General features: G+C 47.0%; 27 protein-coding genes and 1 pseudogene. 18 read left to right on the top strand and 10 right to left on the bottom strand.

Going from position 1 to position 23379, the window contains the following annotated elements; genetic code table 11:
- Positions 1-87: 87 nt before the first annotated feature.
- From HRU42_RS03570 to HRU42_RS03540, 7 genes and pseudogenes are all read left to right on the top strand, one after another.
- Positions 88-1101, top strand: a complete 1014-nt coding sequence (locus HRU42_RS03570; RefSeq protein ID WP_295028969.1) for a phosphotransferase — start codon at positions 88-90, stop codon at positions 1099-1101.
- Positions 1098-1784 carry an N-acetylmuramate alpha-1-phosphate uridylyltransferase MurU gene (gene murU, locus HRU42_RS03565; RefSeq protein WP_295028968.1) on the top strand — a complete coding sequence of 229 codons (687 nt, stop codon included), beginning with the start codon at positions 1098-1100 and terminating at the stop codon, positions 1782-1784. Before HRU42_RS03570 ends, murU begins: the two co-directional genes overlap by 4 nt.
- Positions 1785-1848: 64 nt before the next feature.
- Positions 1849-2628, top strand: coding sequence for a co-chaperone DjlA (gene djlA / locus HRU42_RS03560; protein ID WP_295028967.1), 780 nt, complete (start codon positions 1849-1851; stop codon positions 2626-2628).
- A gap of 56 nt (positions 2629-2684) precedes the next feature.
- Positions 2685-3314: an outer membrane beta-barrel protein gene (locus HRU42_RS03555; RefSeq protein ID WP_295028966.1), complete on the top strand. Its 630-nt coding sequence runs from the start codon at positions 2685-2687 to the stop codon at positions 3312-3314.
- 26 nt (positions 3315-3340) lie between these two features.
- Positions 3341-3754, top strand: a pseudogene (locus HRU42_RS03550) (NAD(P)-dependent oxidoreductase); the annotation flags it as partial.
- A gap of 389 nt (positions 3755-4143) precedes the next feature.
- The gene (locus tag HRU42_RS03545; protein WP_295028965.1) at positions 4144-4533 is read left to right on the top strand and encodes a DUF3302 domain-containing protein; all 390 of its coding nucleotides are present in this window, start codon (positions 4144-4146) and stop codon (positions 4531-4533) included.
- Position 4534: 1 nt separating this feature from the next.
- Positions 4535-5671 (top strand): HlyD family secretion protein, encoded by a 1137-nt coding sequence (locus HRU42_RS03540; protein ID WP_295028964.1) that lies wholly within the window; start codon positions 4535-4537, stop codon positions 5669-5671.
- A gap of 129 nt (positions 5672-5800) precedes the next feature.
- Here HRU42_RS03540 and HRU42_RS03535 read toward each other — a convergent pair whose 3' ends face one another.
- Positions 5801-6340, bottom strand: coding sequence for a DUF4136 domain-containing protein (locus HRU42_RS03535; RefSeq protein WP_295028963.1), 540 nt, complete (start codon positions 6338-6340; stop codon positions 5801-5803).
- Positions 6341-6522: 182 nt separating this feature from the next.
- Here HRU42_RS03535 and HRU42_RS03530 point away from each other — a divergent pair, with 182 nt between their 5' ends.
- On the top strand, positions 6523-6834 hold the full coding sequence (locus HRU42_RS03530) for a DUF1289 domain-containing protein (RefSeq protein ID WP_295028962.1): 312 nt from the start codon (positions 6523-6525) through the stop codon (positions 6832-6834).
- 10 nt (positions 6835-6844) lie between these two features.
- Here the strand turns inward: HRU42_RS03530 and HRU42_RS03525 are convergent, their stop codons facing one another.
- The 5 genes from HRU42_RS03525 to HRU42_RS03505 all read right to left on the bottom strand — a co-directional run bounded on the left by HRU42_RS03525 (position 6845) and on the right by HRU42_RS03505 (position 11248).
- Entirely contained in the window at positions 6845-8125 is a 1281-nt protein-coding gene (locus HRU42_RS03525; RefSeq protein ID WP_295028961.1) for an ATP-binding protein, read from the bottom strand.
- Between the two features lie 39 nt (positions 8126-8164).
- Complete coding sequence (locus HRU42_RS03520; protein ID WP_295028960.1) at positions 8165-8878, bottom strand: response regulator; 714 nt, start codon at positions 8876-8878, stop codon at positions 8165-8167.
- Positions 8878-9300 (bottom strand): DUF3019 domain-containing protein, encoded by a 423-nt coding sequence (locus HRU42_RS03515; protein WP_295028959.1) that lies wholly within the window; start codon positions 9298-9300, stop codon positions 8878-8880. The genes HRU42_RS03520 and HRU42_RS03515 overlap by 1 nt, the downstream gene beginning before the upstream one ends.
- A 5-nt stretch (positions 9301-9305) precedes the next feature.
- Positions 9306-10187, bottom strand: coding sequence for a MipA/OmpV family protein (locus tag HRU42_RS03510; RefSeq protein WP_295028958.1), 882 nt, complete (start codon positions 10185-10187; stop codon positions 9306-9308).
- Between the two features lie 221 nt (positions 10188-10408).
- Positions 10409-11248 (bottom strand): LysR family transcriptional regulator, encoded by an 840-nt coding sequence (locus tag HRU42_RS03505; protein WP_295028957.1) that lies wholly within the window; start codon positions 11246-11248, stop codon positions 10409-10411.
- Positions 11249-11412: 164 nt separating this feature from the next.
- On the opposite strand from HRU42_RS03505, the gene HRU42_RS03500 reads away from it, so the two are divergent.
- The 4 genes from HRU42_RS03500 (at position 11413) to HRU42_RS03485 (ending at position 16633) form a co-directional block, all read left to right on the top strand.
- Positions 11413-12588 carry an acyl-CoA dehydrogenase gene (locus tag HRU42_RS03500; protein ID WP_295028956.1) on the top strand — a complete coding sequence of 392 codons (1176 nt, stop codon included), beginning with the start codon at positions 11413-11415 and terminating at the stop codon, positions 12586-12588.
- A 67-nt stretch (positions 12589-12655) separates the two neighbouring features.
- A complete protein-coding gene (locus HRU42_RS03495) occupies positions 12656-14899 on the top strand; it encodes a thiamine pyrophosphate-dependent enzyme (RefSeq protein WP_295028955.1) in 2244 nt (747 codons plus the stop codon).
- 1 nt (position 14900) lies between these two features.
- Positions 14901-16019: an ACP S-malonyltransferase gene (locus HRU42_RS03490; RefSeq protein ID WP_295028954.1), complete on the top strand. Its 1119-nt coding sequence runs from the start codon at positions 14901-14903 to the stop codon at positions 16017-16019.
- A gap of 101 nt (positions 16020-16120) precedes the next feature.
- A complete protein-coding gene (locus HRU42_RS03485; RefSeq protein WP_295028953.1) occupies positions 16121-16633 on the top strand; it encodes a GNAT family N-acetyltransferase in 513 nt (170 codons plus the stop codon).
- 29 nt (positions 16634-16662) lie between these two features.
- Here the strand turns inward: HRU42_RS03485 and HRU42_RS03480 are convergent, their stop codons facing one another.
- Positions 16663-17133: a YcxB family protein gene (locus tag HRU42_RS03480; RefSeq protein ID WP_295028997.1), complete on the bottom strand. Its 471-nt coding sequence runs from the start codon at positions 17131-17133 to the stop codon at positions 16663-16665.
- A 216-nt stretch (positions 17134-17349) separates the two neighbouring features.
- Here HRU42_RS03480 and HRU42_RS03475 point away from each other — a divergent pair, with 216 nt between their 5' ends.
- The 4 genes from HRU42_RS03475 (at position 17350) to HRU42_RS03465 (ending at position 18856) form a co-directional block, all read left to right on the top strand.
- Positions 17350-17637 carry a helix-turn-helix transcriptional regulator gene (locus HRU42_RS03475; RefSeq protein WP_295028996.1) on the top strand — a complete coding sequence of 96 codons (288 nt, stop codon included), beginning with the start codon at positions 17350-17352 and terminating at the stop codon, positions 17635-17637.
- Complete coding sequence (locus tag HRU42_RS21145) at positions 17631-17837, top strand: SRPBCC domain-containing protein (protein ID WP_367227136.1); 207 nt, start codon at positions 17631-17633, stop codon at positions 17835-17837. The genes HRU42_RS03475 and HRU42_RS21145 overlap by 7 nt, the downstream gene beginning before the upstream one ends.
- Before the next feature lie 9 nt (positions 17838-17846).
- Positions 17847-18233 (top strand): MAPEG family protein, encoded by a 387-nt coding sequence (locus HRU42_RS03470; protein WP_295028952.1) that lies wholly within the window; start codon positions 17847-17849, stop codon positions 18231-18233.
- 374 nt (positions 18234-18607) lie between these two features.
- On the top strand, positions 18608-18856 hold the full coding sequence (locus HRU42_RS03465; protein ID WP_295028951.1) for a hypothetical protein: 249 nt from the start codon (positions 18608-18610) through the stop codon (positions 18854-18856).
- Between the two features lie 91 nt (positions 18857-18947).
- Here the strand turns inward: HRU42_RS03465 and HRU42_RS03460 are convergent, their stop codons facing one another.
- Entirely contained in the window at positions 18948-19373 is a 426-nt protein-coding gene (locus HRU42_RS03460) for a VOC family protein (RefSeq protein ID WP_295028950.1), read from the bottom strand.
- 493 nt (positions 19374-19866) lie between these two features.
- On the opposite strand from HRU42_RS03460, the gene HRU42_RS03455 reads away from it, so the two are divergent.
- On the top strand, positions 19867-20508 hold the full coding sequence (locus HRU42_RS03455) for a metalloregulator ArsR/SmtB family transcription factor (protein ID WP_295028949.1): 642 nt from the start codon (positions 19867-19869) through the stop codon (positions 20506-20508).
- A gap of 3 nt (positions 20509-20511) precedes the next feature.
- A complete protein-coding gene (locus HRU42_RS03450; protein WP_295028948.1) occupies positions 20512-21222 on the top strand; it encodes a pseudouridine synthase in 711 nt (236 codons plus the stop codon).
- Here the strand turns inward: HRU42_RS03450 and HRU42_RS03445 are convergent.
- Both HRU42_RS03445 and HRU42_RS03440 read right to left on the bottom strand, forming a co-directional pair.
- The gene (locus tag HRU42_RS03445; RefSeq protein WP_295028947.1) at positions 21203-21373 is read right to left on the bottom strand and encodes a hypothetical protein; all 171 of its coding nucleotides are present in this window, start codon (positions 21371-21373) and stop codon (positions 21203-21205) included. The genes HRU42_RS03450 and HRU42_RS03445 overlap by 20 nt on opposite strands.
- Positions 21374-21527: 154 nt before the next feature.
- Positions 21528-23063, bottom strand: coding sequence for an MFS transporter (locus HRU42_RS03440; RefSeq protein WP_295028946.1), 1536 nt, complete (start codon positions 23061-23063; stop codon positions 21528-21530).
- Between the last annotated feature and the right edge of the window lie 316 nt (positions 23064-23379).

Here is a 23379-nt window from a genome sequence, read left to right as displayed (position 1 = left end):
TCAGCTAAATATCAACAATGAGTTTTTTAGCTAATTCCATTTTGCTTTATAATAAAGCAAATTTTACGTAAGAGCCATGAGGCGCCCTTGTCAGATCTTAGATTTTTTCAGTTAAATACATGGTTAAACCAAGTTTTTGGAACCCAATTACAGCCATTTCTTATTTCCGGAGATGCTAGTTTTAGGCGCTACTTTAGAGTGATTCATGATGGTAAGAGTTACATAGTAATGGATTCTCCACCCGAGCTTATCCCAGTGACTCCCTTTATAAAGTTAGCCAAAGCCTATGCTGAATGCGGCGTTATTGTGCCTCAAGTTATTGAATCAAATGTTGAAAATGGTTTTTTACTCTTGAGTGACCTAGGGGATGTCCAGCTTTTGTCACGGCTTAACGATGGCAATGTCGCAGCCTATTATTCTCTGGCATTAGCGCTGTTAGATAAGATTGCGGCCTTCAAGGACAATGCCGAAGTTGGCTTAGCCCTATATGATTCTGGTTTTGTTCGCCGAGAGTTAGATATTTTTACCGATTGGTTGATAAATCATCATCTGAACCTGGTTATCGATACCAATACCCGCAAGATGCTTGAGCAGGCCTTTGGTTTGTTAGTGGTAAATGCACAGGAGCAACCCAAAGTGGGTATGCACAGAGATTACCACAGTCGCAACCTGATGCTCACAGCCGATGAGTCTGGTGTTGAGCAGCTTAGTGTGCTCGATTTTCAAGATGCCGTGGTAGGCCCTGTGACATACGATGCTGTATCACTATTACGCGATTGTTATATTCGTTGGCCCGATGCGCTGGTAGAGGGTTTGATGGGGGAACACTATGATAACCAACAGAAATCCGGTCTAGTCGACAGTTCGATAACCTTAGAAACATACCGCAGATGGTTCGATCTGATGGGGATACAGAGGCATATTAAGGCCGCAGGTATCTTTGCCCGCTTGAATTATAGAGATGGTAAGCCTGCCTACATGGCAGACATTCCTATGACACTGGCTTATATCAGGGACATCTCGGTACGCTATCCTCAACTAGATGACTTTAGCGCTTGGGTGGCGACCACTCTCATTCCCGCATTTGAGGGCAAACGATGAAGGCGATGATACTTGCGGCTGGGCGAGGTGAGAGGCTGAGGCCGCTCACTGATTTTTTGCCTAAGCCCTTGGTACGTGTCTGTGGCAAACCAATGATCGTTTATCATATAGAGAGACTCGCTGCCGCTGGGTTTGCTGAGATAGTGATCAACCACGCTTGGCTGGGGGAGAAGCTAGTCGAGCAGCTAGGTGATGGCAATCGCTGGGGCATTCGCTTGCATTATAGTGCGGAGGAGAGTGCATTAGAGACTGGCGGAGGCATTAAGCATGCCTTGCCTCTGCTAGGTGAGGAAGCATTTTTGGTGATAAACGGCGATGTGTTTATGGATGATCTGCCTCAAGATATTGAGGCTGCTCTGGCGCAGATAAATGCCGGTAAACAGGCTCATCTCTGGTTAGTGGATAATCCCAGTCAGCACCCTCAGGGTGACTTTCCTCTGCATCATGGCTTGGTTGCGGCACATAAAACTGCTGTAGGGGCGGCACTGACGTTTTCTGGAGTGGGTCTCTACCATCCTTCGCTATTCGACGACACCCCCGAAGATGGCTTTCCATTGGCGCCCCTATTGCGGGAGAAAATGTCCTCGTCTCTGGTATCGGGTAGTCATTATTCTGGCTATTGGTGCGATGTAGGCACCATAGAGCGGCTCGAGGCTCTGGAGCGTCGACTAGAAGTAAACTAGGGTGATTTTTGTATTTTATATTTGTCACTGTGATAATTTAATTTTTGATAGCTAAGGTTTTTAGATGCGTATTTGGGGTAAGTTTTTTGGTTTCGCCATAGGTTTTATGTTTGGTCGAATCATTGGGGGCCTGATTGGTCTCTGGTTAGGCCATTTATTTGATAAAAAGAGCGCTCAGTTGAGCGGCATCATAGGCAAGGGGGCTAATAGGCAGACACTTTTCTTTAATACGACATTTGCTGTGATGGGCCATGTAGCGAAAGCATCGGGGCAGGTGACTGAGAACGATATTCGTATCGCGACCATGTTGATGGATCAGATGCAGCTCAAAGGCGAGGCAAGAAAGGAGGCCCAGAAGGCATTTAGCGAAGGTAAGGCCAGTGATTTCGATATCAAGGCTTGTTTAAAAACCTTTAGAATTATCTCCATGGGGCGTAAAGAGTTATTGCAGATGTTTCTGGAGATCCAGATCCAGACTGCATTGTCCGATGGCGAGCTCGATCCCAAGGAACACGCGGTCTTACTCACCATAGCCCAAGAGTTAGGCTATAGTCGAATCCAACTAGACGAGTTGCTCAAGCGGTGGCAAGCCGAGTTTAACTTCCATAAGGGAGGCAGCGGCAGCCAGACGAGTATCGAAGATGCTTATGATCTCTTGGGCATGGCTGAATCATCCTCGGACCAAGAGATCAAACGTGCTTACCGTAAGCTGATGAACGAACACCACCCGGATAAACTAGTCGCTAAAGGCCTGCCTAAAGAGATGATGGAACTGGCCAATCGTAAGGCGCAAGATATACAAGCCGCGTACGATCGCGTTAAGTCAGACAGAGGCATGCGTTAGTCTTAGCTAATACCGTGCTACTTTATAATTAGACATAAGCATAAAAGGGAAGCAAGATGAAAAAGTATACTCAGTTACTGCTCTTGGCTTGGGTTGGCACAGGTGCCTTGTTTACAGCCTCTGCATCGGCCGAAGTTTTTGTTGCCCCTTTTGCAGGTTATAGCTTTGCTGCTAGCGAGTTCGATGTGATTGAGACTCATACCAATGAGCAGGGGAAAGTCAAAATTGCCGAAGCGGCAAATTATGGCCTGATGATGGGCGTTACCACAAATGATCCCGGTAACATTTATTTCCTCTATAGCAGTCAGAGTACAGATCTTCGCAATGGCGGTAGCTTTAGTGCCGATTCAGTCATAGACCTGACAGTCGATTATTTTCATATTGGTGGTTCGCTATTCTTTCCCAATGGTAACTTGAAGCCATATGTGACCGTGAGTATGGGCGTGACTAACATTCGCCCTAGTGGCGACTATTCTAATGAGTCACGTTTCTCAATGGGTTTTGGCGGCGGGCTAGAGTATGAAGTGACTCCTACAGTTTCATTGTTTGCCGATGTCAGGGGCTATGCTACTTTCGTCAACACTGATAACGCCCTTTTTTGTCATGGTGGTCAGTGTACATGGAATATCCATGCCGACATCATGTGGCAAGGGCAAGCCAATGCAGGAGTTAAGCTCACTTTCTAACCGGTGTGACTCGTGTCAAGAATAGCGTGAAGGAGTGGAGTGAACTAGAGCCGTTGCTCTGTACAGTCGATATCCTCTCACTACACAGTCCGTTAACCGAGACTAACGACAAGATCATTAACAGCAGTACCCTTAAGCTGATGCGGAACAGTGCCATGTTAATTAATACCGCTCGAGGTGGGTTAATCGATGAGGCTGCTTTAAAGCAGGCCTTAGACGATGGCGAAATAGCGGCTGCCGGCGTTGATGTGCTATCGACCGAGCCCCCGGAGAAAACGAATCCCCTGCTCAGTGCTAAGAATATCAGCATCAGCCCGCATAATTCATGGGCGACGCTTGAAGCCAGGCAAAACTTACTCAATATAGCGAGTCATAACTTGGCGTGTTTCTTATCCGGCGTTCATGAGGCCCGAGGAAAATTTAACAACCAAGTAAATTAAATTGAGTTTAAGGCGAGTAAACCATAGGGGCTTGCTATGAATTAGAGCCCGATTTTAATGTTAGTCAAGATTTCCCGCGGTTTATGTCCACCTTATCCTTATCCTTATCCTTATCGTCTATCGTCTAGCGTCTATCGTCTATCGTCTATTGTCTATCGTCTATCGTCTACCGTCTAGGGCTTACCACTTATCGCTCATCGCTTGAGAGTCTGGCGCTAGCTTGCATCGCGTAGACATACAGATATTGATGCAGTAGCCCTGTAATTTTAAATAGCTGGTATTGACTACGGAATGTTGAGAGAATGTTGGCTTCCGTAACCTTATACTAACTATAATAACCACCTAAATGTTGCAGTTACTGGATAATATTTAGGCATGAGGAGAGATTCGTGTTTCTGGATTACTTTGCATTGGGCGTGATTTTTTTCGTCGCTATATTTCTATTCTACGGGATCATAGTCATTCATGATATTCCCTACGAGATTGCCAAAGAGCGTAATCATCCTCAGCAAGATGCACTGCATGTGGCGGGCTGGGTGAGTCTGTTCACCTTGCATGCTATTTGGCCTTTCTTGTGGATTTGGGCAACCCTGTACCGAGAAGACAGAGGCTGGGGCTTTAACAATGTGGTGCAACGAGAGCTCGCATTAGAGGATGAAGTGAAACAACTGACTAAGACAGTGGCTCAATTAGAGCTTCGACTCCTGTCCATAGAACTGGGCTCAAATCAATCTAACGAACAAGCTGTTGTAGCTTCGACTAATGGCAAGGAGGCATAGGATGGATCTGATACTTATTCTTACCTATACCGCTATCTGTATAGCGATATTTAAGATTTTTAAAATCCCACTCAACAAGTGGACTGTGCCTACGGCAATTCTTGGTGGTGTCTTCATCGTTGGCGCGCTCGTGCTCTTGATGAACTATAACCATCCTTACACCCCTTTTGCGAAAGAATACTTTGTCACCACGCCAATTAACCCGGCGGTTAAAGGTGTAGTCACTAGTGTTGAGGTGATACCCAATACGCCGATAAAGAAAGGCGAGGTGCTTTTTAGAATCGATCCCACCCCTTTTGCCGCTATCGTGAAGCAGAAACGTGCCGCTCTGCTTGCTGCAGAGCAAGAAGTGCCGCAACTGGAGGCTGCATGGAAAGCAGCGATGGCTAGCGTAGAACGCGCTGTTGCCGATAAGGATAGGACTAAGTCGGCCTATGATCGTTATGCCAAGGGCAAGAAGAGGGGCGGTGCTAACTCGCCCTTTACCGAACTTGAACTGGATAACAAGCGTCAGCTCTATCTCTCTTCAGAGGCTCAATTAACGGCGGTCAGAGCCGATGAGCTGAGAGTGCGTCTCGCCTTCGAATCCAATATTGACGGTGTTAATACTAAGGTCGCTGGCATTCAGGGTGAGCTTGAGAAGGCCCAGTTCGATCTCGATATGACAGTCGTCAGGGCGCCTACCGATGGTATGGTGACTCAGATGGCCTTGCGTCCCGGTATCGTAGCCGTGCCTATGCCACTTCGGCCTTTGATGAGCTTTATCCCGGATGAGCAGAAGATGTTTGCTGCTGCTTTCTGGCAAAACTCGCTCTTGAGATTGAAAGAGGGCGATGAGGCCGAGGTGATCTTAGATGGTGCTCCAGGGCAGATATTTAAGGGTAAGATATCTAAAATAATACCCGCGATGGCTGAAGGTGAGATTCAATCATCCGGCGCACTCATCTCTTCGCGTCACCTGATGCAGCGCGGCCGTGTCATCGTCTTGATAGAGCTTGAAGATAATGAGATAAGAGATAGATTCCCCGCGGGGGTTGCGGGACAAGTGGCTATCTATACCGATCACTTCTCCCATGTGGCTATCATGCGTAAGGTGTTATTCAGAATGCAGGGATGGTTGAACTACGTGTTCATTTAAGCTGGAAGAATAAATAAGTGTTTCAGTGAAATAAAGGGACCGAGTGTCCCTTTTTTTGTTTCAATTCGTTAGCAAATCAATACAGCCCCATTATGCCCGTGAACGAGTCGATGAGTCTCTATACTCGTGTCATTGCTTGTGAGGCGGGAACTGAGATAAGATCTTGGTGACGACGTTCTGAGTCTCTTCCGCCTTCTTTTCACCGCCAGTATCGAAATTAAATTTATCTGTGCCGCGCCAGATTAACTTGTTGGTTTTCGGGTCGATTATATCTATTTGTATGGTCTGGATTTGGGCTGTATCACTGCCAATAGGGACGCCCACACTAGTGCCAACACGGACGCCACCACTACTGCCCCTAGTGCTAGTTCCTAATCCTATGGATAGGCCGGACTTCTTTGGCTTATCTTCGACCTTGAAGGAGTAAGTGACGCTAAAGTCAGCTTGTTGTTCAACCATTACAAACCCTTGCTTGCTTAGTGCGGCTATGATCGAGTCTTCGATACGCGATGAGCTCAATGGATCTGGAGTTTGAGCGGGGAAAATGGTTTCGAAGCGCTTAAGCTGGCTAAAATCATATTCGGTATCATAGTCACTCTTAGGCTTGCTGGTACAGGCGCTAAGCATCAAGCACGAAATGAGTACAGGGATTAGGGCTGGGATCTTCATTGTGTTACTCCTCAGTAAACTTTATTCTAATTTGAGACTAGCTTGCTCAGGTAAGCGTGGCATTTTATCTTATCTCGGTCGGTATCATACTCGGCTAGTGTGAAAATTAGCCAGCTAAGTGTAAATAAGTTATGTTTAAATTAATACTCTCTTAAACAGGTGATGCGCCCATAAGCGTAATGATGGAACAACTAGAGTTTTTTGAGATCCCCAGCCCATGTATCGGAGTGTGTCAAACCGACGCCAGAGGCTACTGCAAAGGCTGTTTACGTAGCAGAGATGAGCGATTTAATTGGCTTGAATTTTCTGCCGCCAAGAAGACTGATGTGATCCGTCTGTGCAGGCAGAGAATGCGGCGTAGAAAGCTGGTTATTCTCAAGGCTAAAAAAGCTCAGCTCACTCAAGAGCAGGCTCAAATTAATCCCGTTTTAGACTTTGGATCTCATGAAGATACTGAAGCTAACTTAGCGCTAGATGATTTTTCATTAGATTGACCGGTAACATCTATTTATGGCTTGTTGTCGATGTCACTATCGGCCAGTACAAGGTAAAGCAGGTATGGCCAGCAGTGCTTTCGACTGTCACCTTACCCTCATGTCCGTCCATGATACGCTTGATGATTGCTAATCCTAAGCCGTGGCCTTTATTACCATTTTGAATCGATTGACTGCGGTAGAAAGGTTCAAATATCTTACCTTGATCTTCAATTGGGATCCCTTGACCATCATCTGTGATAGATAGAGATACTTGTTGCTCGCTCTGCTTAATTTCAATCTTAATTGATTGACGCCCAAATCGTTGTGCGTTGGTGATCAAGTTTTGTATGGCTCTCTCTACCAGAAGGGAATCGCCAATAATATAAACGGGTTCGCTTGGCTTGATAAATTCGATCGGGGCACTGACCGAAGAGGCGAGTTTCTCAATGGCCTGCTCTGTTAACAGTTCGAGAGCACAATGCTCAAATAGAATGTCCTTCTGTTTAGACTCTAAGCTGGCATAGGTGAGTAACTCTTCCAGTAAGTTTTCCATCTCTTTGATATCTTGCTGCATCTCATCGAGAAATTCATCCCTGCGTGCAGGATCTGAATTTGATTGGCAATATTGTGGTATTAACGCTATAGCAAATTTAAGTCTGGCCAGAGGCGTACGGATCTCATGGGAGACGGCATTGGATAAATGCTTTTGATTTTCGATCAGTGTGCGGATCTGTTGCGACATCTCGTTAAATGTCATGGCTAATGGTAATACCTGAGAACGTGGGGAGAGCTCTATTTGGGTATCCCATTTGGCTTGGCCAAATTCACGGGTAGCACTCTTTAGCGTCTTGAGATCTCTCGACAGTGGCCAGACCCATATCAAGGTGACAAGGGCAAAAGAAAGATAGAAAAATAGCGTAAACAAGCTTCTAAGGCTCGCCATAGGATCGATCTCTATGGGACCGGCGATCAATACCTGTTGGCCCACTTTAATGAAGTGGAGTTCGTGATCATCACCTTGGGATGCAATGAGTATCTGGCCAGAAGTTAACTCGCTCTCTGGCGATAGAGAGATCTGGCTGGCATCGACCAATTTGAGCGGGTATTCGGCATTGTGATCTAGTTGATCTAGGTATTTTTTACGGTCTTGCTGGGGGATTTTGGCCAGTAGCTGAGCAAACGCAACCAATGGTGCATCCATTGCACCACTGTCTTCGACACTGTTCTGCCAAATACTGTCGAGTGTCCAGCCTATCCCTAAGAAGCTAAGGCTTACCAGTAGGTATAGGCTGATGAAGAGTCGTTTCAACGTTTAGTTCCGTAAAAATTAGCTGCAGCTAGTCGAGACTTAGCTAGTCCAAGCTTCTGGGGCAAACAAATAGCCTTGGCCCCAAACTGTCTTGATCCTAAATGGAGTCTCAATATTATCCCCTAATTTCTTTCTTAAGCGAGAGATACGCACGTCTATTTTTCTGTCTTTACCATCGAAATCGATATTGAGTAGGTATTGATAGATATATTGGCGGCTCAATACTTGCCCAGCCTGAGAGGCCAGTAGCCATAAGAGTTCGAATTCATGGCTAGTCAAGTCGACCTCAATATCGCCCAAGCGGATAGCTTGCGTATGGGGGTCTATACTGAGTTTACCAAAACTTAAGCAGTGCGACTCTACTTTTGGCGGCTTAGCGGTGCGGCGTAGTAGATTGTTAATCCGAGCGATAAGCAGGGCAGGTTCTACAGGTTTAACGACGTAATCATCGGCGCCAAGCTCTAAGCCTTTGATCTGATCTTCATTAGAGCCGAGTGCGCTCATCAGTAGGATAGGACCGGCAAAGTAATCGGGTAGTTTCTCACACAGGGTTAAGCCGTCCATTCCTGGCAACATGATATCTAGCAAGATGATATCGGGCTTATAGTTGATTAACCGAGTCAATACAGTATCTCCTCGGCGTTCTACTTCAACATGCATTCCATGCGACTTTAGATAATCCACAATCAGATTGGCAAGACGAATATCATCCTCTACCAGTAATACTCTATGGGTAGATTGGGGGTCGGTCATTAGAATAAACTCCATGGGTTGCGGTAGCGTCGTCGCACTTTTGGCTCTGCGGCCGGTGTAACTTTGAGTTTGACTCCAGCTAGTGTTTGGTGTGTTTCTTTATCAATCATCACAAAATGAATATCGTCAGTTGTACTGATACTTAATGTTAATGAATGAGTTTCCGCTGACTCGGCACACCATTTTGCCATCTCTTTGTAGTCAGACAAGATACAGATGGGTCTTATAAATTCGTTTTCCCACTCTAGCACTAGGGTGAGTTGGCACACATTTTCATCTGCAGATGTGATGCAAAACTCGGTGGAAAGTGTGAGTATAGCACCCAGGTCTAGCTCCTCTTCTGCCGCGGCTAAGGCGCTTACCAGAGAGAGCATTCCCAAGGGTAACAATCTAAATAATGGTACTAGTAGCTGATTCAACACGCGTATTAAAACCTATAGGCAGTGCCGACGAAGAAGGTACTGGTATGATCTTCATTAAGCAGGGGACTCGCTACTATTTCATCGGCGAGCTGTGTGTACCTAGCGAGAAAAAGCAGTTCCCAATGTTCTGTCAGTACATAATGGCTGGTCAATTCTATGCCGGTATTGATGGCCGATCTCGCCTGGAAATTTTCACTCCAGTAAGCACTTTCGGAGGGCCTGATACCGTAATAGTAGTCAACGACCTCCTCACTTTTCCAATCGAGTACTAGAGCCAATTCAAATTTCCACTCCTCTATCGAATGATTGTAGAGCCACTTTAATTTGGCCTCTGTGCCTCGATGAACATTGAGCAGGTCGTGGGCTAGAGACAGGTTGAGTATGCCAATGCGAGTGTAAATATAGGCTTCAACCCCACCTAGATAGGTAAAGTGGCGGGTCTCGAGTTCATCGGGAGTGGGGACGCCTTGATCTTCCTCTATGACTGTTGGCTGGGTCCGGATAGAAAAGGATTTAAGATCTAAGTCATTGTTATTTGTTAAAAAAATATTAGATGGATCCCAGCGACGGAAGAAGGCACTGTCATTACTGAAACTCGTGGTCAGGTTGATGGTATATTTTTCATCTTCGACTAATGTATAGCCGAAATTACCATTGTCGAAGTGCCAGTTATCGCCGTAATACGCGAAAGTAGGTGCTAGGTAAATAGGGATATCTTCATAATCTTTAAGAGGGTTACTGCGGGAGCCGTAACCTAATGCCAAGCCAATATCCCATCTGCCTATTTCGATACACTCGTATTCACTTCCGCAGGAGTCGACGGGGTCGGCCCATGCAAAAATAGGAAAGAGAATACAGGTTAACAGCAGCACATTTAGGTTTTTCATCTTGCTCGTTTATATACTCATCACAGAATTAACATATCGAGTAACAGAGTATCACCTGTGCTAGTTTTAGGTAGGGTTTTCAGTTCTCCTGATGCAAACTGATACAAACTGGGTGGCATTGTTTCCTGTGGGTGTGTTTTATGCTTGACATTGTGATTGATGTGGCAATTTAGTGTTGTGCTTGTGTTGTTTTTTGGTGTTATTGGCTGCCGATTGCTTGCCTAGTGCCTGGGCTGTTTGCATATCTTGAGTAATTGAATCTGTTGCTCGTTTAATTTGGTGTCTCTAGGCAGGGCTAGCCCGACAGTTCGCTTAAACTCGATATCCTGAAGTGGTTTAAAGCTAATGTTTCTCTGTTCAAGCAAGGCTGGAAGTGCCGGCACTAAGGCGATTCCTAAGCCTGCTGCGACTAAACCTACCGCATATTCGACGGTCTGAATTCTGGCCCTGACCTGTACTTGTATCCCTTCGAGATCCATTAATTGTTGCAGGCTCGAGAGGGCCTCGCAGGGAGCACGGTGAATAAAGGCTTGTTGATCTAAATCCTGTAAGCGTATCTGGGTCTGTAAACTCAAACTAAATGAAGAGGGAATGGCCAGTAGATAGTCATCATGCCAGATAGGATAAAAGTCCTCCCCAGTGGTCAGATCGCTGGTGGTAATGATCCTCGCTTCGGCATATTCGTTGGCTTCGACGAGTGTGAGCTCCATGTCAGCACAGGCATGGGTAAAATCTTTCAGTAGTCCACTCATCCTATGGACCCCTAAGGAGCGGATTAATCCGAGTCTAAAGGGAGTCTGCTGTTGCGCTTGTTTGAACAGAGATTCGATGGCCTGAGATTCATTGAGCAGTTTTTGCGCCAGGGGATAAAGCCTAAGCCCGGAATCTGTGGGGCTGACACCTTTTCCATGACGATGGAACAGCTGCGTATCTAGCCGGGCCTCTAGTTGCGATATTGCGGCTGAGATAGAGGGCTGGGCGACAAAACATACTTTGGCGGCACCGCTAATACTGCCTCTCTCTACCACGGCGACAAAATAACTGAGCGATCTTAGATTCAAGTTAACCTCTAGGTTAGATATAGGTATTAGCTATAGATGCTAAAGAAAAAGAATATTTCTCCTAATGGCTAATTATGCCTATGCTAAGAAAATTAGGAAATGGTTATTTTGTAGACTCAAGATTGCCTATTTTCAGCTATCAGCACAATTCAAAGGACAATATCATGGCAAGAGTGCATTTCGATTGGACCGATCCCCTGCAGTTTAACGCCTTACTCTCGGAAGAGGAGCGCATGATCCGCGACAGTGTTCACGATTATGCCCAGGACAAACTCATGCCCAGAGTATTGATGGCCAACCGACACGAACACTTCGATCGGGAGATCATGAATGAGTTAGGCGAACTCGGTTTGCTGGGGGCAACCTTGCCTGAAAAATATGCCTGTGCCAATGTCAATTATGTCAGTTATGGCCTGGTGGCTCGCGAGATTGAGCGAGTCGATAGCGGTTACCGCTCCGCCATGAGTGTGCAGTCCTCCTTAGTCATGCATCCCATCTATGCCTATGGTAGTGAAGCGCAGAGGCTCAAGTATTTACCAAAGTTGGCTAAAGGTGAGTGGATTGGTTGTTTCGGTCTGACCGAGCCCGATGTTGGCTCAGATCCAGGAGGCATGAAGACCCGAGCAGAGCGCATCGACGGCGGCTATCGCCTCAATGGTGCCAAGATGTGGATCACTAACTCACCCATTGCCGATGTGTTTATTGTCTGGGGTAAGCTGGAAGGAAAAATCCGCGGCTTCATCCTGGAAAAAGGTATGAAGGGCTTGAGTGCGCCTAAGATAGAGGGCAAGTTTTCTCTTAGGGCCTCTATCACAGGTGAAATTGTGATGGATAATGTCGAGGTACCTGAATCTGCGTTATTACCCAATGTCGAGGGCTTGAAGGGGCCTTTTGGTTGCTTGAACAAGGCGCGTTACGGCATCGCCTGGGGCGCACTTGGCGCCGCTGAGTTCTGTTGGCATGCTGCGCGCCAATATACCTTGGACAGGATCCAGTTTAATCGTCCCTTGGCGGCCAATCAGCTGATCCAGAAGAAGTTGGCAGATATGCAGACAGAGATCACCTTAGGTTTATTTGCCTGCTTACAGGCCGGGCGTCTGATGGATCAAGATGCCTTACCTGTGGAGGCTATCTCTTTGATCAAGCGCAACTCCTGTGGCAAGGCGTTAGATATTGCCCGACTGTCTCGGGATATGCACGGTGGTAATGGCATCTCAGATGAGTTCCACGTCATACGCCACGTGATGAATCTGGAGGCGGTGAATACCTATGAGGGCACTCACGACATACATGCACTTATCTTAGGTCGAGCGCAGACAGGCATTCAGGCATTTGGGTAAGACGCAATAATAAGGAGCCTAGGGCTCCTTTTTTGTCTTTGGCATTGGTATCAAATAAGTAGGCATTATGGAAGATAGAGCCCAGGTATTGGATCGTCGTTTCGTCGAGCGAGTTCAGCAGCAAGCATTTAGCGATATCGGTGAAGGTTGGGACCATCACAAGATAGGCTTAACCGACAGCGATTTCATCGGCATGTTCGAGTCTCAGCTTAAGAGCCGTCTGTTGGATCTCGAGTCGAGGCAGATGAAGGGCCGCAATCAGGGCTTCTACACCATAGGCAGCTCAGGCCATGAGGGCAATGCCGCCTATGGACTGGCCTTTAAAGTCACTGATATGGCGTTCCTGCATTATCGTAGCTGCGCCTTCATGTTGGAGCGAGGCAGACAGGTCCCAGGTGAGACCCTGTTGTACGATATCTTGCTCTCGTTTGCCGCATCCAGTGACGATCCTACCTCGGGTGGCCGGCATAAGGTATTGGGCAGTAAACGCCTCAACATTCCACCGCAGACCTCGACCATAGCCTCTCATCTGCCCAAAGCCGTTGGGGCCGCCTTGAGTATTCCGTTGACCGAACGTTTGTCATTGGCCGCTAATATGCCCAAAGACAGCCTAGTGCTGTGCAACTTCGGCGATGCCTCGGCTAATCATGCCAGCGCCCTGAGTGCGATAAATTCGGCTTGTTGGGCCGCGTACCAACAAGTCCCCATGCCCCTAGTATTTATCTGTGAAGACAATGGTATCGGCATATCGACACCGACGCCCAAGGGCTGGATCTCGGCTAACTTCAGTCAGAGACCCGGGCTTAAGTACCTTTCTTGTGATGGCAGGGACATTCTCGACTGTTACAAGGTCAGTAGGGCGGCGGCCGACTTTGCTCGTGTGCATCGAAAACCCGTGTTCTTACATGTCCGCACTGTTCGCCTGATGGGGCATGCCGGCAGTGATGCCGAGATAGCCTATATGAACAAACAGCAGATCTTCGATAATGAATCTCAAGATCCCTTGTTGGTCTCTGCTCAACAACTCATTGAAGCGGGATTGATGACTAGCGAGCAGATAGTCGCTGTTTATTTTAGTCTCAAGGTGCGTATCCAGGCCATTTCGCGTATCGCCGTGACCCGGCCCAAGCTCAGAGACGTGAAGCAGGCTATGGCAGCCATAGTGCCGCCAAAGCGTAGGCTAGAGCCTGTCCCCTACTTAGATGCGGAGCGCAGAAGCATTTTGTTGAAGGCGGATAAGCAATCCTTGAGCAAGCCGGTGCACATGGGCAAGATGATTAATCTGGCATTGACGGAATTGATGGCCAGATACAGCAATATTGTGGTCTGCGGCGAGGATGTGGGTAAGAAAGGTGGTGTGTACCATGTGACTTCACGTCTGGTCGAGCGCTTTGGTCCTAATCGAGTGATCAACACCCTGTTGGATGAGACCTCTATCTTGGGCCTCGCCATCGGCATGGCGCATAACGGTATCTTGCCGATCCCAGAGATCCAATTTTTGGCCTATGTACACAACGCCGAAGATCAGATCAGAGGCGAGGCGGCGACCTTGCCTTTCTTCTCCGACGGCCAGTTTACCAACCCTATGGTGATTAGAATTGCGGGCCTGGCCTATCAGAAAGGCTTCGGCGGCCATTTTCATAACGACAACTCCTTCGCCGTGTTCAGGGACATACCCGGACTCATCATCGCCTGTCCGTCAAATGGTCACGATGCGGTCGAGATGCTGAGGGAGTGCGTACGCTTAGCCCGAGAAGAGCAGAGGCTGGTGATCTTCCTCGAACCCATCGCCCTGTATATGACCAAAGATTTGCACAGTAAAGATGATGGCCTCTGGTGCAGCCGTTATCTGCCTGAGCAGGAGGCTGAGCCAGTCGCGTTAGGGGAGATAGCTCAGCATGGGGAGGGCCAAGACCTGTGTATCATCAGTTATGCCAACGGTTACTATCTGAGTCGTCAGGCGCAGAAGTTATTAGCGGCGAGAGGGCTCAAGGTGCGTGTGCTCGACATTCGTTGGCTGGCGCCGCTGAATATTGAGGCGATTATCGATAGCGCCAAAGCGTGTCAGCATATCTTGATTGTCGATGAGTGTAGAAAAACCGGCTCCATCAGTGAGGCGTTAATCTCAGGGTTCCATGAGGCACTCGGCAATGAATGCCCGCCATTGGCCAGATTAACCGCCGAGGATTGCTTTATCCCGCTAGCCGATGCGGCAACCTTACCCCTACCGAGCAAAGACACCATAGTGGAGGCCGCTTTGGCCTTGATGGGTAGAGAGCTTGAACATCAGTTGCTCAAAGAGGCCCTGTAATATGACTATTAATATGACTCTTAATATGGGAACGCAAGTGGCGGCAATCGATAGCGCCGAGCAGGCGGTGAATAAACCAAGAGAGCGAGTCGTGGTGGTTGCCCCAGGCCGAGGTTGCTATAACAAGGATGAACTGGGATACCTGCAACGTCTTCATTCAGATAAGCAGGCCTTTATTACCGCGATAGATCAATACCGAGAGCAGCTAAAGCAGACGGGGATAGCTAAAATCGATGCTGCGGCTAAATATTCCTTTAAACAACATACCCCAGGGGAAAATGCCTCTGCCCTCATCTATGCCTGCTCGATATGTGACTTTATGGATATCGATACCGAGCGCTATGAGGTGGTGGCGGTAACCGGTAATTCTATGGGCTGGTATATTGCCATGGCCTGCGCCGGCGCTTTGGATGCCGATGCCGCCATCGATGTGATCAATACCATGGGCTCCATGATGCAAGATGGCCTCATTGGCGGCCAACTTATCTATCCCGAGAACGATGAACTGTGGCGGCGGGACAGCAACATATCTGGCCTCATCGATAGGGTAATCGAGACCATATGTGATGCAGAGGGCTGTGAACTCTTTACCTCTATCTATCTTGGAGGCTATCGGGTGCTTGCGGGAAATGAAGCTGGGCTGAAACGAGCCGAGGAGATGCTGCCCCAGATAGACGAACGCTATCCTATGCGGTTATATAATCATGGCGCTTTCCATTCACCCTTGTTAACGCGAGTGTCCGAGAAAGGCCTAGCCTCTCTGGGAGAGTCGCTATTTGTTAAACCCAAGATCCCCATGATCGATGGCGCCGGTAGAATTTGGACCCCCTATGGCACTGATTGCTCGGCATTGCGGCAGTACACCTTAGGCGAACAGGTCACTCAGCCCTATGATTTTACCAAGGCGATTCAGGTAGCGGTGAAAGAATTTGCCCCGGATAAGGTCATAGTGCTTGGCCCAGGTAACACCTTAGGCGGGCCTACCGCCCAAGCATTAATCGATATCAACTGGTTTGATTGGGCGCATAAAGAGGCGTTTACGGCGGCTCAGCAAACATCGCCTAAGATGCTTGCCATGGGCAACGAGGAGCAGCGCTGGCAAGTGCTGGCCAAGCGTTAACCTGAAGGCTTAGGTTAAGATTAGCTAGAAACAAAGAGTGTTAATAAACAAATGATGGCATAGTGTTTTGTATATAAATTATAAATTAATGGAGTGGGTGCATGCATATACAAGATGATAAGGTCATCGAAATTCGTCATAGTGATCTCGATGACATAGGGGCGATCAAGAATATCTATGCTCATCCCTCGTGTTATAGCGGTACCTTGCAGCATCCTTTCCCCTCTTTACAGCGTTGGCAGAAGCGGCTCAGTGAGCTTCCGGAAAACGTTCATAGCTTAGTGGCTGTCATCGATGGTGTGGTGGCGGGACAAATAGGCATGGAAGTGATGACCAATCCAAGACGTAAGCATGTCGCCAATATCGGGATGGCGGTAGATGAGAAGTTTCAGGGGTTAGGAGTGGGAGAGGCTATGGTTAAAGCCATGGTGGAATTAGCGTTTAACTGGCTTGCCATAAGAAGAATTGAGCTTGAGGTCTATACCGATAATCATGTAGCCATCGCCCTCTATAAGCGTAATGGCTTCATCATAGAGGGAGAAGCCAGAGATTACGCCTTTAGAGGTGGTGAATATGTCGACGCGTTTATCATGGCAAACGTTAAAGATGCATAAAATCGTTAAATGCCGTCTTGATGCAATATCTAGGCTTTACTGTTTATAAAGGCGAGTGCGGTTTCGTCGAGTACTTGTTTAGACACATAGCTGGTGCCACCAGGATGTTTTATGAGCAAGCCCCTGTCTGTAGTGACTATCTCAGAGACATCACTCCACAATATTTGGCTGTTAACATAGAAGGAGTGGCTGCTGATCCCTTGTTCATCTAAGGTGAGTGTCACTTCATTTCCGGCCGCTTTGCTCATCATCTGTCGCCAGAGCCACCAGGTCTTCTTAAACTTCACATTACCCCATTCCAAGACACCTAGTCCGATAACAAACCAGGAAGCATAGGCATTCATGCCTGTGAGCAGCAGGGCGACGCCGACAAAAAAGAAGCCTAATGCCTTGGTGTAGGGGCGCCATGAGGTGTCGATGGTGACTGACTCATCGAAGCATTCACTAAAATGAGCCTTATCGAGACAATATTGAGTCGTGTAGCTGTAAGAGGAGTTCATAAGCATAAGCTGTTATCAAATTTAGCCAGAGTTTACCCTATCTCAGCCCAAATCTCTTGGGCAATACTCGTTGCAGAACACGGGCGGTTACTGAGGTGGCTTTATATTTAACCGTTTGGTTGAGTATTAGGGTTTTAGGCGATATAATCAAGCGTACGGTTAAAAGCGAGGTTAACCTTGAACACCAACGGCAAAGATCCACTAGACTTGGTTTTTATGTCCCTGGCAGACAGCACGCGTCGAGAAATCGTCCATATGCTGTCAATGGGGGAAAAAACAATGTCTGAACTCACTGAGCCTTTTCCCATCTCAATGGCGGCCATCTCCAAGCATGTGAAAGTGCTGGAGCGGGCAGGGTTAGTGAAAAGACGCATACAAGGGCGTTGTCATTATTTAATGCTGGTACCCGAGCGCTTAGTCGGCGCCTTGGACTGGATTAGCGTCTACCGATACTTCTGGCAGCGACGCATGGATGAGCTAGATAATATTATTTCGGAGTGTTAAATCGAGAATTAATTTTCACCTGGCGTTGGGAAGATAGCCCTAACACCACATTAGTCACAGTGTTATTTAGTGCGATAGATGAGTGTAAAAGTCACCTCACACTGGTACACAGTGAGTTTGTTGAACAAGCCTTACGAGAACGCCACCTAATGGGCTGGAAAGGCTGTTTAGATAATTTAAATAAAGCGAAATTAGCTTAAGGAGCACTGATGGAAATTTCAATCGTTATTATATTGCTTGCACTGGTACAATACTTATTGTTAACACTCAAAGTTGGCAAGTCCCGTGAAAAATATAAGGTATTGTCCCCAAAGACCGTAGGTGATGAAACCTGGGAACGTATGTTTCGTATCCAACAAAACACCTTGGAACAGCTGGTGGTATTTATCCCTGGGATGTTGATTTTTTCTCATTACGTCAGCAGCCTCTGGGTTGTACTGCCTGGTGTGCTGTTTTTAATTGGTCGTCAGGTATTTGCCATCGCGTATTTTAATGAGCCTAAATCCCGTACTCTGGGTTTTGCGCTGACATTTTTTAGCAATGTCGGACTCGTGGTTGCGGGATTGATTGGTGTCATAGTGGCCATGTTTGCCTAAATACCAATCCGACTCATAATGTAAGCTAGCAGCGGGAGTTCAAAGCGCTGTAGGCAATATATAGACATTCACAGGTCCATGCATGTGGCTTGTGGATGCTTGAAGCTAATCGTTAATCTCGGCAACAAGTTCTTGCGTAGCGCTCGACAATGACTCCTGCATTATTCTGCCTTCACCCGTCCATGGCTGTACCTCCTGAACCTGACTTCCATGGAAGGAGCATATGGAGTCTATAAATTGAGTTAATCCTTCGGTCGAGTGTCTCAAATTAGCGGAACATCTTGAGTTAACCTACAGGTAACAAATCTTAACATGACATTTACACCAAGGGCGGGTACATTGGATACTTGTCGATAATAGATTAAGGAGAAGATATGTTAATGGGTAGCATAGCCGAGCTGTTCTTCTGGTTTTTCTGGGATTGTTTACTTTCTTTCGTTTTATACACGACAGGTGCCCTGGTGTTAAGACTGGTGTCATTTGGGCGAATTAAGAAGCCTCTTTTCGCACCTGGTGTGTTTAGCAGTGAAAAAAGATTAGCGAGAAATGATTTTTTCTCGGCTTATATTTCAGGGTTTTTCTTCTATCTCGTCTTGTTGGCATTAGTTATTTGGTTAAAGTGATGTGTTTTCCATAGGTTTCTTCGGTCACATCGCCTAAAATTGGGCCGTATCTTTTTCAAGTGGATATGGCCATATTATCTAGTTCCTGCCATTAAGCTTCATCATATCTATTTCTTTGTGACGGGATATCACTCAGGTACTGCACGAATTCGACTTCATAGCCGTTAGGATCTAGGTAATAGATGTTTCTTCTAAATTCATCGATGGTGCCATCTTTGTCAGCCTGGAAGCCTGCCAGAGCCAGGCGTGCGATCACGGCATCGATATTATCGGTAACAAAGGCAAAATGAGCTAAGCCGACTTGGTGACCACAGAGATCGCGATTTTGACCTACGCCATCATCATTGAAGGTGAGATATTGATAATCGTCGCCAAAGTGTACCCAGTTCCTAGGTTTCCCATGCCAGGTTCCTTCTCCGCCACCACGTACTGACCAATGGGGCAAGGCTGCTTGATAGAAGGTGAGTGACCTTGAAATATCTTCAACCACTAAATTTAAATGTTCCAGATGTAGCATGTCTTGCTCCTCATGTTGACTTTATTATTCGATGGCGCGCCGAGCACCTAGATACTCATTTCTAACTTCTAACTTCTAACTTCTAACTTCTAACTTCTATTTATGGGCTCACATGCCGTAGCAGTATTCTTGCTGTCTTGGGTATGGCTGATGCTTGTGTCTATGTCTGATTGTAGTTGAGGCTTGGCTATGCTTACTTTCCTGCTCACCGTCCCAAAAAGCGAGGTCGTAACGGCAAAGCTCTATATGGCGCACCTGTTGGCACTCAGTAGCCTGTTTAGCGAGATAATTTGCGACCTTGGCACTCTGTGAGTCGGTTCTTTGGCTACCGCTGACGATGAGTCATTTCATTTAATAAACTTTTTTACTTATTAATTATTTTGTAATGTAAATATTTTACTTAATATTGTAGAGGATTAAAGTAAATAAAAATGTTTACTTAATATCAGGATCGGTAATAATGTAAGGGTGAAGAAAGTTGTAGAGAGGCATCATGAAAACCAGCGAAAAAATCATTCAACTGCTCAAGGCTCAAGGTCCCCTCACTGCTAAGGTCTTAGCCAGTGAATTGTCTCTGACGACCATGGGTGTGCGTCAGCATATGCAAGGTTTAGAAGATGATGGCGATGTGATCTTCGAAGATAAGAAGGCGGCTCGTGGGCGCCCGACTCGATTTTGGTCGCTGACATCTAAGAGTAATAGCCACTTCTCCGATCGCCATGAAGAGCTCTCGGTGCAGTTGATAGATTCCGTTATCACAGTATTTGGTGATAGCGGACTAGAAAAGTTAATAACCCACAGGGAGCAAGCCTCACTCTCACTCTATCGACAGAGCATGTTAGACAAAACCAGTCTTATCGATAAACTTAATGCCCTAGCCGAGCTGAGAAGCCGTGAGGGATATATGGCTAGCATAGTCGAAGATGAGTCTTGTTATTGGTTAATGGAAAATCATTGTCCAATCTGCGCCGCTGCCAGCAAGTGTGTTAATTTCTGCCGCTCCGAGCTTAACTTGTTTCAAACGCTGTTGAGCGATGAGGCTAGCGTCAGCCGTGAAGAGCATATCATCGAGGGGGCTAGGCGCTGCGCCTATAGAGTGACGCCTCTATCTGCAGTTAATCCTGCGGCTCAATAGTCAATGGAATCTAAACGTGCCAGATTAGACAGGTTCCTCAGCAGTGAGCTTAAGATCAAGCGTAAGGATATACGCTTGATGCTCGCGCAGAGCCGGGTCAGAGTCGACGGCATAGTGGCCAAAGACACACAGCAGCTGGTGGATGAATTTTCCCATGTGTCACTCGATGACAGGGTGCTTAAGAATAATACTCCCAGCTATGTGATGCTTAATAAACCTGTGGGTGTGGTGAGTGCGACCAAGGATGATAAACACAAGACAGTGATCGACCTGTTATCCCATGCTGCTAAATCTGAGCTGCATATCGTCGGTAGACTCGACTTGAATACCTCGGGATTAGTGCTGCTGACCAATGATGGTCGCTGGTCTAGAAAACTGATGTCTCCCGAATCTAAAGTCGAGAAACGTTACCGAGTGACACTGCAAAACCCACTGTCTGAAGCCTATATTCAAGCTTTTGCCGAGGGCTTCTACTTTGAATTTGAAGATATAACGACTCGAGCGGCCAAGCTTGAGATTATCGCTGAATATGTCGCGGAAGTGACCTTGACCGAAGGCAAGTATCACCAGATTAAACGTATGTTTGGCCGTTTTCGAAATCCTGTCATAGATCTACATCGCTGCTCGGTTGGGGAACTGATATTAGATGCCTACCTAAACGAGGGAGAGAGCCGGGAGCTTAGCGCCGCAGAAGTTAACGGTATATTTGGTTAGACAGAACGGATTTTTTATCTGAGGCCCGCAGCAACTTAGGCCAGATGGGGGTCGGTATGACCCGCATCCTATCAATATCCATCACGCAGACTGCTTGTCGACTGACTCTATGATCGTAGCCATGGGTATTGCACTGTGGTGTGAGTGCCATTTACTTTGCCTAGAACAGGTACTTAACGCCCGAGTAGGCTCGCACTATTTTACCTGTAGGTGAGCGTAAGAAACGTCATAGATGGCTATTTTTAGCATTAAAAAGTGAACAGGGACCTAAGCCCCTCTTCTGTCAATCTGCTCAGCCTTCCAGACTATAAACTTCTCTGTAGATTCAATAACCATTTACCGTAGAGGAAGATACCCACGGCGGAAATGGTGCCAATGGCCGCTATGATATACCAGGCCATGCCGATATTATGGCTATTGTACATCAGCGTCGTTAGCGCTTGAGCCGGCTCGCCAGTGTAGGCGACGAGTGTTGTGAAGGCTTCACCCTGTGGGATCGCACTCACATCACTGGCGCTCATGCCACGATCTTTGAGCAGGTCTAATGAAAAGATCTCCTTCGATGCATACATCTCATACAGTTTAGGGCCGAAGAAACCTTCCAGTGTCCAGCCTATGCCTTGGGGGAGCATCACAAAGCCCAGATACATGGCTTTCTTGCCTTCCGGGGCTATGTTACCCATAAACTCATTCTTCTTCGGGCTGATCATCATCTCACCGAAGGAGAACATGACGATAGCCAATACCATCATCCAGGCGGTGTTAGTGGCGCCAATAACGACGAACGCCAAGATACTCAGCAGGCAGCCAGCCAACATTGCCGTGGTGATACGATATTTAGCCGTGAGGGCGGCGACCAGGAAACATGAGGTCATTATCATGCCGGCATTGAGGTTGAGCATGCCTTCTGGCATGACCTTAGTGCCGGTGTTATCCAGCCCCAGCCAGAATTGTAATATCCCGTTTGATGTCCCTTCCGGGCCAAACAATGAGGTCACGATAACGCTGGTATCGACCCACTCGGCAATATGGATCGGTAACACATCAAACAGTGAGTTAAACAGGAACCAGAACCCCGCAAATACCAACATGTAGTAGATGACGATAGGTTTCTTTAGTTCGTGGAGGGCGTCTCTCCAGAGTGCGACCTGATGGATTTCACCGGATTTAATCTTACGGTTACGCTCTAGGCGTGCCTCTTTGCCTGGCTCTTTATAGGCGAGTAAGAAAAGGAAGTTAAACGAGATGATGGCTGCGCAAGCAAAAAACACATTATCCCAGGATAGCTGACGCATATGCACGGCGACCAAGGGACCTAAGAAGCCGCCAATATTCACCACCTGATAGAATATCCCCCAGGCCATAGAGGTGTTCTGCCTCCCGGTTGACAGTACTAGTGTGCCTTGAATACCAGGTTTAAATACCCCAGTACCGGCGGCGAGTAATATGGCGCCGAAGAGGAAACCATAGAAACTGGGGAAGAAGGCCATCACTAGATAACCGCAAATCTTGATTATCGTTGAGACAAAAATGGTTTCCTTGTAGCCGACGCGATCTGAGATACCGCCGGTAAATACCGGGATAAATGTCTGCATCATGGCCCAAATTCCGATAATCACACCATAGTCGCTGAGGCTGATCCCTAGGCCACCTTCGGATACCGGTGCTTTGGCATACAGGCCCGCACTGGCTTTAACACCATAGTAGGCAATACGCTCGACGAGCTCCATGCCACCGACTATCCAAAAAATATAACTCAAGCTGGCTATGGAGGCCCACATGCCAAGCTGTTTGACTTCCCGCAGATCATTGTCTGCATAAGCATCTTTGGAATTGCTCATCTTCTTCCTTTAAATATTATAATTATTAGTGTGTTACTAAGCCTACTTGCAACTAATGATGTGTTCATGTTGGTTTTTATGTTTTAAACGCACATCTTGACTGTTTTTAGGTTGTTCACTTGTGATGCCTGTCGACACTTTACCTAATTTACTGCAAAACACCAAAACCAATCGAGAAAACTTCACAAAACACCTGTATCACAGGTCTTACTTAGGCGTTAATCTTGTTGATAATATGTGGTTTTTCTGGCAATCATTAGGGTAGGGAGTTTGAGCGTGATACTAGATAAGATGCCAAGGGTTACTAAAGAGATAA

The organism is Shewanella sp. (assembly GCF_013214165.1).
Taxonomy (GTDB): domain Bacteria; phylum Pseudomonadota; class Gammaproteobacteria; order Enterobacterales; family Shewanellaceae; genus Shewanella.
Note: the sequence above shows the minus strand (reverse complement) of the source record. Positions and strands in the feature narration are given on the sequence as shown.

Bases quoted from the DNA above. Each gene is read 5' to 3' on its own strand.
- HRU42_RS03520 (WP_295028960.1), bottom strand. From the start codon at position 8,878: ATGACCGACCCCCAATCTACCCATAGAGTATTACTGGTAGAGGATGAT.
- HRU42_RS03495 (WP_295028955.1), top strand. From the start codon at position 12,656: ATGGAAGATAGAGCCCAGGTATTGGATCGTCGTTTCGTCGAGCGAGTT.
- murU (WP_295028968.1), top strand. From the start codon at position 1,098: ATGAAGGCGATGATACTTGCGGCTGGGCGAGGTGAGAGGCTGAGGCCG.
- HRU42_RS03475 (WP_295028996.1), top strand. From the start codon at position 17,350: ATGTCCCTGGCAGACAGCACGCGTCGAGAAATCGTCCATATGCTGTCA.
- HRU42_RS03445 (WP_295028947.1), bottom strand. From the start codon at position 21,373: ATGGCACTCACACCACAGTGCAATACCCATGGCTACGATCATAGAGTC.
- HRU42_RS03530 (WP_295028962.1), top strand. From the start codon at position 6,523: ATGGAACAACTAGAGTTTTTTGAGATCCCCAGCCCATGTATCGGAGTG.
- HRU42_RS03510 (WP_295028958.1), bottom strand. From the start codon at position 10,187: ATGAAAAACCTAAATGTGCTGCTGTTAACCTGTATTCTCTTTCCTATT.
- HRU42_RS03540 (WP_295028964.1), top strand. From the start codon at position 4,535: ATGGATCTGATACTTATTCTTACCTATACCGCTATCTGTATAGCGATA.
- HRU42_RS03535 (WP_295028963.1), bottom strand. From the start codon at position 6,340: ATGAAGATCCCAGCCCTAATCCCTGTACTCATTTCGTGCTTGATGCTT.
- HRU42_RS03500 (WP_295028956.1), top strand. From the start codon at position 11,413: ATGGCAAGAGTGCATTTCGATTGGACCGATCCCCTGCAGTTTAACGCC.
- HRU42_RS03470 (WP_295028952.1), top strand. From the start codon at position 17,847: ATGGAAATTTCAATCGTTATTATATTGCTTGCACTGGTACAATACTTA.
- HRU42_RS03555 (WP_295028966.1), top strand. From the start codon at position 2,685: ATGAAAAAGTATACTCAGTTACTGCTCTTGGCTTGGGTTGGCACAGGT.
- HRU42_RS03450 (WP_295028948.1), top strand. From the start codon at position 20,512: ATGGAATCTAAACGTGCCAGATTAGACAGGTTCCTCAGCAGTGAGCTT.
- HRU42_RS03440 (WP_295028946.1), bottom strand. From the start codon at position 23,063: ATGAGCAATTCCAAAGATGCTTATGCAGACAATGATCTGCGGGAAGTC.
- HRU42_RS03490 (WP_295028954.1), top strand. From the start codon at position 14,901: ATGACTATTAATATGACTCTTAATATGGGAACGCAAGTGGCGGCAATC.
- HRU42_RS03485 (WP_295028953.1), top strand. From the start codon at position 16,121: ATGCATATACAAGATGATAAGGTCATCGAAATTCGTCATAGTGATCTC.
- HRU42_RS03460 (WP_295028950.1), bottom strand. From the start codon at position 19,373: ATGCTACATCTGGAACATTTAAATTTAGTGGTTGAAGATATTTCAAGG.
- HRU42_RS03455 (WP_295028949.1), top strand. From the start codon at position 19,867: ATGAAAACCAGCGAAAAAATCATTCAACTGCTCAAGGCTCAAGGTCCC.
- djlA (WP_295028967.1), top strand. From the start codon at position 1,849: ATGCGTATTTGGGGTAAGTTTTTTGGTTTCGCCATAGGTTTTATGTTT.
- HRU42_RS03480 (WP_295028997.1), bottom strand. From the start codon at position 17,133: ATGAACTCCTCTTACAGCTACACGACTCAATATTGTCTCGATAAGGCT.
- HRU42_RS03465 (WP_295028951.1), top strand. From the start codon at position 18,608: ATGTTAATGGGTAGCATAGCCGAGCTGTTCTTCTGGTTTTTCTGGGAT.